The 12,526-nt window shown below is 48.7% G+C and carries 10 protein-coding genes; 9 read left to right on the top strand and 1 reads right to left on the bottom strand.

Annotation, left to right across the window (positions count from 1 at the left end):
- Positions 1-70: 70 nt before the first annotated feature.
- Entirely contained in the window at positions 71-1,831 is a 1,761-nt protein-coding gene (locus tag NH568_RS14890) for a HAMP domain-containing sensor histidine kinase (RefSeq protein ID WP_138550092.1), read from the bottom strand.
- 217 nt (positions 1,832-2,048) lie between these two features.
- Here NH568_RS14890 and NH568_RS14885 point away from each other — a divergent pair, with 217 nt between their 5' ends.
- The 9 genes from NH568_RS14885 (at position 2,049) to ribBA (ending at position 12,456) form a co-directional block, all read left to right on the top strand.
- Complete coding sequence (locus NH568_RS14885) at positions 2,049-2,414, top strand: response regulator (RefSeq protein WP_138546445.1); 366 nt, start codon at positions 2,049-2,051, stop codon at positions 2,412-2,414.
- 337 nt (positions 2,415-2,751) lie between these two features.
- Positions 2,752-5,169: a bifunctional aspartate kinase/homoserine dehydrogenase I gene (gene thrA, locus NH568_RS14880; protein WP_253048434.1), complete on the top strand. Its 2,418-nt coding sequence runs from the start codon at positions 2,752-2,754 to the stop codon at positions 5,167-5,169.
- Positions 5,170-5,178: 9 nt separating this feature from the next.
- Entirely contained in the window at positions 5,179-6,117 is a 939-nt protein-coding gene (gene thrB / locus NH568_RS14875; RefSeq protein ID WP_253048433.1) for a homoserine kinase, read from the top strand.
- A 1-nt stretch (position 6,118) separates the two neighbouring features.
- Positions 6,119-7,405, top strand: a complete 1,287-nt coding sequence (gene thrC, locus NH568_RS14870; RefSeq protein WP_253048432.1) for a threonine synthase — start codon at positions 6,119-6,121, stop codon at positions 7,403-7,405.
- Positions 7,406-7,660: 255 nt separating this feature from the next.
- Positions 7,661-8,917, top strand: coding sequence for a serine hydroxymethyltransferase (gene glyA / locus NH568_RS14865; protein WP_253048431.1), 1,257 nt, complete (start codon positions 7,661-7,663; stop codon positions 8,915-8,917).
- A gap of 165 nt (positions 8,918-9,082) precedes the next feature.
- The gene (gene nrdR / locus NH568_RS14860; RefSeq protein ID WP_010382799.1) at positions 9,083-9,535 is read left to right on the top strand and encodes a transcriptional regulator NrdR; all 453 of its coding nucleotides are present in this window, start codon (positions 9,083-9,085) and stop codon (positions 9,533-9,535) included.
- Positions 9,532-10,647, top strand: coding sequence for a bifunctional diaminohydroxyphosphoribosylaminopyrimidine deaminase/5-amino-6-(5-phosphoribosylamino)uracil reductase RibD (gene ribD, locus NH568_RS14855; protein WP_253048430.1), 1,116 nt, complete (start codon positions 9,532-9,534; stop codon positions 10,645-10,647). Before nrdR ends, ribD begins: the two co-directional genes overlap by 4 nt.
- A gap of 6 nt (positions 10,648-10,653) precedes the next feature.
- Positions 10,654-11,310 (top strand): riboflavin synthase, encoded by a 657-nt coding sequence (locus NH568_RS14850; RefSeq protein ID WP_253048429.1) that lies wholly within the window; start codon positions 10,654-10,656, stop codon positions 11,308-11,310.
- Positions 11,311-11,343: 33 nt separating this feature from the next.
- Positions 11,344-12,456, top strand: coding sequence for a bifunctional 3,4-dihydroxy-2-butanone-4-phosphate synthase/GTP cyclohydrolase II (gene ribBA, locus NH568_RS14845; protein WP_253048428.1), 1,113 nt, complete (start codon positions 11,344-11,346; stop codon positions 12,454-12,456).
- Positions 12,457-12,526 lie beyond the last annotated feature (70 nt).

Here is a 12,526-nt window from a genome sequence, read left to right as displayed (position 1 = left end):
CATAGCAAACCGACACGCCCTCGGGCAAAGGCTCTTGGCAGATAATTTGCCGTGTCGGTTTACGTGGGTATTAACTGAACATCGCGACGCTCTTTTGTAGCTCTTTTGGGAAGCGAATATAGTAGGTCAGGCCGTTGCCTTCTTCGGAATTGACTTCAATGTCTCCATTGAGCGTCTGCTTCACCAGATTGAAAGTGATGTGAGTGCCTAAACCACTGCCGCCTTGTTCTCGCTTGGTAGTAAAGAAGGGGTCGAAGAGTTTCTCCAGTTGTGCTTTGCTGACACCTTTACCATTGTCTTTGTAAACAATAAACACGTCGTTGTTTTCTTCTCTGATCTCAATGTCGATGGTGCCCTGAGCGATACCTTCGAAACCATGGATCAGTGAATTCATGATCAGGTTGGTGAAAATCTGACTGATAGCACCAGCCGGGAGGTGCAGAGTAAGCTCTTCCGGACAATCAACGTTAACGATGTGGGCGGTTTTCTTGAGTTTGGGATGTAAAGAGCGGATCACCTCGCCCAGATACTGTTTAAAATTAATGGTGCGAACGGCTTCACTGGCCTGATCAACTGCAATCTGCTTAAAGCTGGCCACCAGCTCTGAGGCCCTGTCGAGGTTAGTTGTGAGCAGGCTGGTGCTTTGCTTGGCTTCATTGATAAATTCTTCCAGCGCTTTGGGCGATAAGGTTTTATCCCGATAGGCTGACTCAAGGCGCTCTAAGCGTTCCTGTAAGAATGATGTTGCGGTTACCCCAATTCCAACGGGGGTATTTATATCGTGGGTAATACCAGCCACGAGGCCACCCAGCGCAGCCATTTTCTCTGAGCCGACCAGTCGCTCTTGTGCCATATTGAGCTCATCAACATATTTTTCCAGCTCTTTTTGCTTGGTGAGTAACTCTTCTTCGGTTTGGCGTCTCAGATCAATCTCTTCGGTGAGCGTAAGTTTTTGTTTTTCCAGCTCATACTTTTGTTGCTGCAGATCCATCATTGCCTGGGACAAGTTTGACGTTTTACGCGCCACTTCCTGCTCCAGCTGGATGTTGTGCTGGTCCAGTTTTTCGTTACTGATCAAAAGCTCTTTCTGGGCCTGATCCAGTTTTTTGCGGTAATCAGCAATTCGGTCAATGAGTTTGTTAAAGGCCTCTTCCATGACCTTGAGCTCGTTGCGCTCCGTGGTATCTATATCAATTTTATGGCCATCAACATTATCTATTTCAAAGTCATCAATTTGCTCAGTCAGATCGGTCAGGGGTTCGGTAAGCAACTTTCTGAATGCAAGTAAAAACAAGATGATCAAAAAGGTGGTCTTGACCATGGCATTACCGATCAGAAAATAAATGGATATCATGATGCGGCTGAATACCACTTCCCGACTCGAAAACAAGGTGACGTCACCTACCTGTGTAGCGCGCCCGGAAAACTCAAAGATCAGGGGAAAGGTGTAGCCAAATAAACCTGAAGGGGTGTCTTCAATCAATGCTTCTTCTTGCACTAATTGCTGGCTGTATAACTCATGGATATTCAGTGAGCGGCCCAGTTGGGAAATTATTTCACCGCTGTCATCACGCACTATGATCCCTTCGATCATCGGGATCGCCAATAAACCTTCAGCGGTCGTGACGGTTTGTTTGGTGTTGAGCTCCCATATCGCCCGAGTCAGACTGCGACTAAAGGTTTTTTGCAGCATGGTTAACTCGTTGCGAATATAGTCCTTGGTATTGACATACTCAGCGACCACCTGTCCACAGGTAACGACGAAGGTAAGCAAAAAGTAAACCGACAAGACGTTTGTGAGCAGCTTCTTTGACAGACTTTTTTGCAGCATGAAGTGTTCTTTGCTCCTAACAACGGGTTTGTGCGCGTTTAATACACTTAAAGTTAGCCAATAAAGTGCTAAAAATAAATATTAATCTCAATCTGATATCGCAAGGAATTTGTTCCTCTGCCACTTACTGGACGAGGATTATTATGTTATAAGTTTAATCACAACAATAACCTTTATCCCAGATCAGAACAATAAAGATTATTTGACAATTCACCCTATGAGCTACTCTGTATTAGTTTGTGACGATTCAGTCGTTGCCCGCAAACAAGTGATCCGCTGTCTAAGCGGTATGCTGGATGCCGATATTTGTCAGGCCACTAACGGGCGCGAAGCACTCGATGTGCTGGCGACACGCCACATCGATTTAGTCTGTCTTGACCTGACCATGCCGGAAATGGATGGTATTGCGGTGCTGGAGGCCATTAAACGGCAGGTGATAGAAACCTATGTGGTGGTTATTTCTGCTGATATTCAAGGTGAAATGAAGGCGCGGGTGGCCAAACTGGGTGCACTCGAATTTTTAGAAAAGCCGGTTAAACCGGAAGCTTTGCAGGCAACCCTTAGTCGCTTCGGGATCCGCTAACCTCCGCTTATTTGTAAACATTTAATGTATTTGTTTACACTCGTCTGTTCGCTTACTACATCAGTGTCCGACTCATTCCAACATAGATTTTGCTCATTGCTGTTCACAACTTGAGTTTTTTGCATAGATTTTTACCCCGCAAATTAGATTTTTGTGCTTGACAGTTTATTGAATGTTCAGGCAGTCTAAAGTCTATGAAAAAGATTATTAACACCACGACCATTATTACCACCACCATCCTAACGGGATAGTGGCATAGGTCGGTGCGTTTTAGAAAAGGCCTGTGCTCACTTCGAGCACAGGCCTTTTTTTTGTTTTTGGAATGAGGAAAATAAACATGCAAGTATTGAAGTTTGGTGGGTCATCCCTGGCCGACTACGCCTGTCTGCAACGAGTACGGGAGCTGATCCTGACTCAGGGTAATTACGAGGCCTTAGTGGTTCTATCTGCACCAGGTGGTGTAACGGATAAGTTGGTCGAGTTGTGTGAGCTGGCACGCCAAGGACTAGATTACAACCTACAATGGGATGCCCTGACAGAACGCCTGGATGGATTGAAAGTACAGGTTGAAGCTGAATTCAACCAAGTGACTCAATGGCCAGATTTTGCTGCGCTGGCTGACAAGCTAGCTGGTGTTAAGCTGCTCAAACAGTGTCCCGATGCGATTCAGGCTTATGTGATCAGTTTTGGTGAACGGGTGAGTGTTGCGTTAATGGTGGCTATGCTTGGCACGGACAAAGCCTGCTATCTTGAGGCGACAGACTGCATTGTAACCAACGATGTTTATCTGGATGCTGAAGCCTTGCTTGACGATAGCCGCGCGTGTTTTGCGGCGCAGCTCAAAGCGCACTCTGCAAACTTCTATATTATGCCCGGTTTTACTGGCCGCAATGGTGCAGGCGAGTTAACGACTTTGGGGCGCAACGGCTCAGACTATTCTGCTGCCATTGCTGCTGCGTGTATTCAGGCTAGCGTCTGCCAAATCTGGACTGATGTAGATGGGGTATACAGCGCAGACCCTCGACTGATTAAAAAAGCCACAAAAGTAAATCGCTTATCATACAAAGAAGCCATGGAACTGTCGTATTTTGGCGCCAAAGTCTTGCACCCGAAAACGATCTTACCTTGTGCTAAGGCAGGCGTACCTTGTGAGATTAAAAATACCCATGCTCCCGAGTTACCAGGCTCAGTGATAGCGGCACAAGGTGGCGGCGATGAACCCGTTAAAGCGTTATCCAGCTTAGATAAACTGGCTATGTTGACGGTCTCTGGCCCGGGCATGAAAGGTAAAGTGGGGATGGCTGCCAGGGTGTTTTCGGCATTGGCCAAAGACAATGTCTCAATTGTATTGATCACTCAGTCTTCCTGTGAATTTAGCATCAGCTTTTGTGTTCATGAGCAAGACTTGTCGTTGGCGTTGCAGGCGCTACAAAGTGCCTTTGAACTGGAGATGCAGGCGCAACTGATTGAGCCGATAGAAGTACGCCGATCGTTGGCGATTGTCACCCTGGTGGGCGATAACATGAAGTCACATAAAGGGTTGGCTGCAAAGTTTTTTGCCTCACTGGCACAGGCCCAGGTGAATATTGTGGCAATTGCTCAGGACTCAACTGAAAGTGCTATTTCAGCCGTGATCCAGGGGGAGTTGTGTCAGGATGCGGTTAAAGTATGCCATGAAAACTTCTTTACTCATGTTCCGTCCATCGATGTGTTTTTGCTGGGCTGCGGCCTGGTGGGCACTGAACTCATTGCACAACTGCAGCGCCAGCAAACCTGGCTTGCAGAGCGCAACATTAAACTGAATCTCTACGGCGTGGCCAATTCAAAGCACTGTTATCTGAATGAGCAGGGCGTTCCTTTTGATAGTTGGCAACAAGCACTTGCGGATGCCGAGCAGGGCTTTGAGCTGGCCAGCCTGGAAGCGTTTGTACGCTGTAATCATTTGATCAACCCTGTAATCGTAGATTGTAGTTCGTCTCAGCAATTGGCCGACCAGTATCACGATTTTCTTGCGGCCGGGTTCCATGTTGTGGCGGCGAACAAAAAAGCCAACACCAGTGACTACAGTTATTATCAGGCATTACAGCAGGTGGCGCAGCAGAAGGGCCGACGCTTTTTATATGAAACGAATGTGGGGGCCGGTTTGCCGGTTCTGGACAATCTGCAACTACTCTTCGGCGCAGGCGATGAATTGCTGTCTTTCAGTGGCATTCTGTCGGGTTCTCTGTCCTACATTTTCGGTGAACTGGAGGACGGCCTGAGTCTGTCCGAAGCCACAGCCAAAGCAAAACAAAGCGGTTTTACTGAGCCGGATCCGCGAGATGACCTGTCAGGTACGGACGTGGCGCGTAAGCTGCTTATTATCGCTCGTGAGTCCGGACTGGCGCTGGAGTTGTCAGATATCGAAGTCGAGCCCGTGGTACCCGTTGACTTTGCAGCAGGTAGCTCGGTCGATGAGTTTATGACGAGATTACATGAGCAGGATGGAGCATTTGCGGATCGTATTGACAGTGCTGCCAGTGACGGAAAAGTACTGCGTTATGTTGGCACGATTGAGGGGGGGCGCTGCCGGGTTGGCATTGAGGCCGTCGATAAAGCGCACGCGTTGTCAGACATTCGTGACGGGGAAAACGCCCTTGCAATACTGAGCCAGTATTATCAGCCAAAACCTTTTGTGATCCGGGGTTATGGTGCCGGGGCTGAAGTCACAGCTGCTGGCGTATTTGCCGATATTTTAAAGACTCTGACGCGCTAGGAGAGGGTTATGAAACGATTTTTTGCACCGGCATCTATTGGTAACTTTTGCGTCGGTTTTGATTCTTTAGGTGCCGCGATTGCGCCGCTTGATGGGACTTTACTGGGGGATGTGGTTAGCGCAGAAGCTGCTGAACAAGACTGTTTTGAATGTGTCGGGCCCTACGCAACTAAGCTCCCGTCGGCAGCTGAGGAGAATCTGGCTTATCAGTGCCTGGTACACTTTAGAGCGCATGTCGCTGCAGATATGCCCAGTGTTAAACTGACATTAGAAAAGCGCTTACCCATAGGGTCCGGCTTGGGTTCCAGTGCCTGCTCTGTGGTAGCGACATTTGCAGCTCTGGATGCGTTTGCACAGACCCGCTTGTCTCAAACGCAGATGATTGAGTTGATGGCTGATTTTGAGGGGAAGGTCAGCGGTGCGCGTCATTACGACAATATCACTCCCTGTTATCTGGGTGGATTGCAGTTAACTGCTGAACTGGTACCAGACAGAGCCCTGAGTTTGCCTGTTGATGACCGCTGGCGGCTGGTGGTGGCTTACCCAGGGTTCGCTTTGAATACTGCTGCGGCCAGAGCCGTTTTACCGTCGCAACTGGCCTCTCATGATGCGGTGGAGTTTGCCCAGCGTTTGAGTACCTTTACTTTACTGATGGCACAGCACAGATTTGATGCCGCGCTCACTTTGATGCGTGATGATATAGCTGAGCCTTATCGGGCACCTTTAATTAAGGGGTATGCCGAGGCGAAGTTGAGTTTGCCAGAACTGGGCGCACTCACTGTGAGCATTTCTGGAGCCGGGCCTACCCTGTTTGCTTTGTGCGCAAATGAGCAGGACGCGCAACGCTGTCAGTTATGGTTGCAACAACATTATTTGAATGAACATGGCTTCAGCCATATTTGCCGAATAGACCCACAAGGTACAAGAGAAATAAAGGACGGAGAGTAGGATGAAACTGGTAAACTTAAAAGACGATACTCAGGTGGTATCCTTTATCGAAGCGGTTAAAACGGGTCTGGGTCGAAATCAGGGGGTATTCTTCCCTACTGAATTGACGCCCCTGGATGACATCGATGGCTTGCTGGCGCAGCCGTTTGCACAACGCAGTGCGACTCTGTTGAAGCACCTGATAGGAGATGAATTACCGCTGGATTCATTGCAAAGTATGTGCGAGCAGGCATTTGATTTTCCTGCCCGCTTGGTTCAAGTTGAAGAAAATAAATACTGTCTGGAGCTCTTTCACGGCCCGACGCTGGCGTTTAAGGACTTTGGCGGTCGCTTTATGGCACAGTGCATCGGCGCCTTCAGCCAGGGGGAGCGGGTGACAATTTTGACTGCAACCAGCGGCGATACAGGCGCTGCGGTAGCGCACGCTTTTTATCAAATGGCCAATGTCGACGTGGTGATCCTCTATCCTCAGGGCAAGATTTCTCTGGCACAGCAAAAGCTGTTCACCACCTTGGGTGAGAATATCCATTGTTATGCGGTAGAGGGCAGTTTTGATGATTGTCAGGCATTGGTAAAACAAGCCTTTCTGGATGATGAGCTTAAACAAGCTTTAGGTTTGAACTCAGCTAATTCAATTAATATTAGCCGTTTACTGGCGCAGGTATGCTACTACTTTGAAGCATTTGCCCAACTTACATCGGCTCAGCGAGACAAGGTTCATGTTTCTGTGCCCAGCGGTAATTTCGGCAACGTGTGTGCTGCAATGATTGCCGCTGCTTTGGGTTTGCCAGTCAAGCGCCTGAGTGCAACGACTAATCAAAATGATACCGTACCACGATATATTGCGTCAGGTCAGTGGCAGCCCAACGCTACTTTAGAGTCCATCTCTAACGCAATGGATGTGAGTAAACCTAATAATTGGCCTCGTGTAGAATCGATGTTAGATCATGGGTACTTTCCTAAAGATGAGTTTTATTCACGTTCGGTGTCTGAGGAGAGAACGCAGGAAGTGATGCGTCAGGTTGCTAAAGCCGGATATGTGACAGAACCTCATACAGCCATCGCTTACGAAGGGCTCACTGTCGATGGACAACCCGGTGATACGGGGATTTTTCTGGCGACAGCACACCCAGCGAAATTTCGGGAGACGGTGGAAGCTGTGTTGGGTCAGGCAATTGAAATGCCTGAAGCACTGGCAAACGCCCTTGAGAAGCCCTGCCTGGCAGAGCCTTTGTCGGCCGATTATAGCGCTTTAAAAGATGCTGTGCTGGCACGCCTGACGCGTTGATGAACACCCAGCTCCCCTATTTGATGGCGGTCAAGCCGTCTGTAGGGGAGTTTTCATAGATTTCAATTTAAAATGTATGTTTGACTTTTAATAAGAAATATAAATGTTTAAATAAAAAAATATCATCCCCCAAACACTGTGAAATAAATTCAATCCTTGATTAAATAGGCTCACGCCGATTTCATAGGCAAATGGCCGCAATTTGCGTACAATCAAGCCTTCAAAAACCAATCTTACGTGTACCTAGGAGACACCATGTTAGAACGTAACATGAATATTGCAGATTTTGACCCTGAACTATTTCAAGCGATCCAGTCGGAAACGACTCGTCAGGAAGAGCACATTGAGCTTATCGCGTCTGAAAACTACTGTAGCCCACGCGTACTAGAGGCTCAGGGGTCGCAGTTAACAAACAAATATGCTGAAGGTTATCCGGGTAAGCGTTATTACGGTGGCTGTGAGCACGTTGACGTGGTTGAGCAACTGGCGATTGACCGTGCATGTGAGCTGTTCGGCTGTGATTATGCAAACGTTCAGCCACACGCGGGCTCTCAGGCAAATGCCGCGGTATTCCAAGCGCTGCTTCAGCCGCATGATACCGTGTTGGGTATGAGTCTGGCACATGGTGGTCACCTGACACATGGTTCACACGTGAACTTCTCTGGTAAAACTTACAATGCGGTTCAGTATGGCCTGAACGAAGAGACTGGCGAAATCGACTACGCACAGGTCGAAGCGCTGGCGCTGGAGCACAAGCCGAAAATGATCATCGGTGGTTTCTCTGCCTACTCAGGTATTGTTGACTGGGCTAAATTCCGTGAAATCGCAGACAAAGTGGGTGCTTACCTGCTGGTTGATATGGCACACGTTGCGGGTCTGGTTGCGGCTGGTATCTACCCAAGCCCAATCCAACATGCGCATGTTGTTACGACAACGACACACAAAACACTGGCAGGCCCTCGTGGTGGTTTGATCCTGTCAGCATGTGGTGATGCGGATATCTATAAAAAACTGAACAGTGCAGTATTCCCGGGCGGTCAGGGTGGTCCATTGTGTCACGTGATTGCAGCAAAAGCTGTTGCATTCAAAGAAGCTTTGCAGGATGACTTCAAAGCATACCAGACACAAGTGGTAAAAAATGCACAGGCAATGGTTACTGTACTTCAGGCGCGTGGCTACAAAGTTGTTTCAGGTAAGACTGACAACCACTTGTTCTTGCTTGATCTGATCGACAAAGACATCACAGGTAAAGACGCGGATGCGGCGCTTGGCCGTGCGAACATCACTGTGAACAAAAACTCTGTACCAAACGACCCTCGTTCTCCGTTTGTGACTTCTGGTTTGCGTATTGGTTCACCAGCTATCACACGTCGCGGCTTTAAAGAAGCAGAAGCGGGTGAACTGGCTGGCTGGATCTGTGACGTACTGGACAACATCGAAGATGAAGCGGTTCAGGCACAGGTGAAAGAAAAAGTAAAAGCGATATGCGCTAAGTTGCCTGTATACGCGTAAGCAATAGCGCGCGACGTTATACACAAGAGGGCTGCCATTCTGGCAGCCTTTTTTTATGTGCACCTATGGCCACTATCTTGGTATACTGGCAACAATTGACCCAAGCTGTGTTGTAACCTTGCCAGCGCAGATTGGGCGTTTGTCAGTTTTTCATAGTGAGTGTTTATGCACTGTCCTTTTTGTACGGCAAAAGAAACCAAAGTGATAGATTCACGGTTAGTTGGCTCGGGTCACCAGGTACGCAGGCGACGTGAGTGTATTTTATGTCACGAGCGTTTTACCACGTTTGAAGGGGCCGAGTTGGTGATGCCCAGAGTGATCAAGCAAGATGGCTCCAGAGAACCATTTAATGAAGATAAACTGCAAAATGGTTTGCATCGAGCGCTTGAAAAGCGCCCGGTGAGCACTGAGCAGATAGAAGAAGTCGTTCATCAAATAAAATCTCAATTGCGTGCTACCGGTGAGCGAGAAGTGCCCAGTCAATTGGTGGGTGAATGTATTATGGAAGCGCTCAAAAAACTCGATAAAGTGGCCTATGTGCGCTTTGCTTCGGTGTATCGTTGCTTTGAAGATGTGAAAGAGTTTGGTGAAGAAATTGCCAGACTGGGGGATGAATGAGTTTTACACAAGCCGATCGTACTTTTATGGCACGCGCCATTGAGTTGGCTAAACAGGGCTGTTTTACGACCACACCTAACCCCAATGTCGGCTGTGTGATAGTTAATAACGGCGAAATTGTCGGTGAAGGGTTTCACTTGCGTGCCGGTGAGCCACATGCGGAAGTGCATGCTCTGCGAGAGGCTGCCGAGCAGGCTCAGGGCGCGACGGCTTACGTAACACTTGAACCCTGCAGTCACTATGGCCGTACACCACCATGTGCAAAAGGCCTGATCGAAGCCGGCGTCAGTAAAGTCATCGCTGCGATGGTCGACCCCAACCCAGAAGTTGCGGGACGAGGACTTGCGATGCTCAATGACGCGGGGATAGAAACAGCTTCGGGACTACTTGAACAACAGGCGCGGGCACTTAACAAAGGTTTCTTAAAGCGGATGGAGCAAGGCCTGCCTTATGTTATCTGTAAGCTGGCTGCGAGTCTGGATGGCAAAACGGCTCTGGGTAATGGCGAGAGTAAATGGATCACAGGACCGGCGGCGCGACGCGATGTGCAGCTGGGGCGGGCGCAAAGTTGCGCAATTTTGACGGGCGCTGATACAGTACTGGTGGATGATGCTCGGCTCAATGTCCGCGCAGAAGAGCTGATCGATATCAAGCGACCTGTTGAGCAATGGCGTCAACCCGTTCGGGTGATTATTGACTCACAAAACCGTCTTCACCCGGAACTGGCTCTGTTTAAAATAACCGCGCCAGTCGTTATTTTACGTTCAGACCTTGATAATCAGCACAACTGGCCACATTTCGTAGAGCAAATTAAGATTAAGACCTGTGCTGGTAAAATTGACCTGCACGCGGCGCTGGCGTTTCTGGCCGAGCGAAACATTAATCAGGTCTGGCTCGAGGGCGGCGCGACCTTAGCGGGGGCCATGCATCAGCAGGGTCTGATTGATGAATATTTGATTTATCTGGCACCTAAAATTATCGGTACAGACGGCAAAGACTTGTTTAACAGTGCACCTTTACAGGCAATGAGCCAGGTCACAGAGTTAACGCTCACAGAGATGACACCGATAGGTACAGATATCCGCATTACGGCACATAAAAAAGGTAAGTAAGGCATTATGTTTACAGGCATCATTGAAGCAACAGGCACATTAACGGAGCTGACCCTTAAGCAGGGAGACCTGAGTGTACGGGTTACCAGTACCACCTTGAATATGGATGATGTGCAGCTTGGCGACAGCATCGCCACCAATGGTGTGTGCCTGACCGTTGTTGAAAAATTCGCTGACGGTTTTCGTGCCGATGTGTCAAATGAAACGCTCAAGTTGACTCGCTTTGGTGAGTACCGGGTTGGCCAGCTCGTTAATCTGGAAAAAGCCTTGCAACCGATCTCACGGCTTGGTGGCCACTTAGTATCCGGCCACGTTGATGGCATTGCAGAAGTGGTGGCCGTTAAGCCGAATGCGCGTGCTACAGAATACTGGCTCAAAGCGCCATCGCAATTAATGAAATACATTCCGTACAAAGGCTCAGTGGCGATTGATGGGATCAGTCTGACAGTCAATGAGTTGGATGAAGACAAATTCAAACTGACAATAGTGCCACACACAGCACAAGAGACCACCATCGCTGACTTTAAGGTGGGGACATTACTCAACCTGGAAGTAGATCAGATAGCGCGCTATCTCGAAAGGCTGATCCAAGGTGTACCGGCCGATACGGAGCAATCAACTCTCACAACCAGCTTGTTGGCCAAAGCTGGCTTTATTAAATAACTTGCCAATAACGCACTTACTAACGGGAAGATTATGAGTTTAAACAGCGCACAAGAAATCATCGATGACATTAAAGCCGGTAAAATGGTGATTCTGATGGATGATGAAGACCGGGAAAATGAAGGCGATCTGATCATTGCGGCAGAGCATATCACGCCAGAAGCAATTAATTTTATGGCGACCTATGGCCGTGGCCTGATCTGTTTGACGATGACGCAAGAGCGCTGTCAGCAGTTAGACTTGCCCCTGATGGTTAAAAATAACGGCGCCCAGTTCTCAACCAATTTCACTATGTCGATTGAGGCCGCTAAAGGCGTGACCACAGGTATCTCGGCAGCAGATCGTGCCCGTACAGTGCAGGCGGCTGTTGCTAAAGGTGCGGTACCGGAAGACATAGTGCAGCCTGGCCATATTTTCCCGATCATGGCACAGCCCGGTGGCGTGTTAACCCGCGCTGGCCATACGGAAGCAGGTTGTGACTTAGCGCGCCTGGCGGGTCTTGAACCATCCTCAGTGATTGTTGAGATCCTTAACCCGGATGGCACAATGGCCAGACGTCCCGAACTGGAAGTGTTTGCTAAAGAGCACGATATCAAAATTGGCACCATCGCCGATTTAATCGAATATCGTAACCTCAATGAAACGACGATTGAAAAAGTCGCAGAATGTAAGCTGCCTACCGAATACGGTGAGTTTAAATTGGTGACATATAAAGACACCATAGATAACCAGCTGCACTACGCATTATTAAAAGGTGAAGTGAGTGCCGATGAGGCAACTTTAGTGCGAGTTCACCTGCAAAGCACGTTCAATGATACCTTGTTATCCGACCGCAGTGCAGACCGCAGCTGGACGCTACATGGAGCAATGAAATACATTGCCGACAACAATGGCGTCTTGGTTATTCTGGGCAAACAAGAGAAAACAGAGGACCTGGAGCAATTGGTGAAGGCGTTTGCGGCGGAGGATGCCGGTGAGAAGCCTAACTACCGTAAGTTTCAGGGTACATCCAGAACAGTGGGAGTGGGCTCGCAAATTCTCGCCGATCTGGGGATTAACAAAATGCGCCTGATGAGCTTGCCGAAAAAATACCATGCCCTGTCTGGCTTCCACCTGGAAGTTGTCGATTACGTCGAACCTCAATAATTTACTCATAGCACAACGAGCGCCTGACGGGGATTTCCCTGTAGGCGTTTCGTCTTTTTCTATGCTATTA

The sequence above is a fragment of the Pseudoalteromonas sp. XMcav2-N genome (assembly GCF_024124545.1).
GTDB lineage: Bacteria > Pseudomonadota > Gammaproteobacteria > Enterobacterales > Alteromonadaceae > Pseudoalteromonas.
The sequence above is the reverse complement of the archived record's forward strand: the minus strand, read 5'-3'. Positions and strand labels throughout refer to the sequence as shown.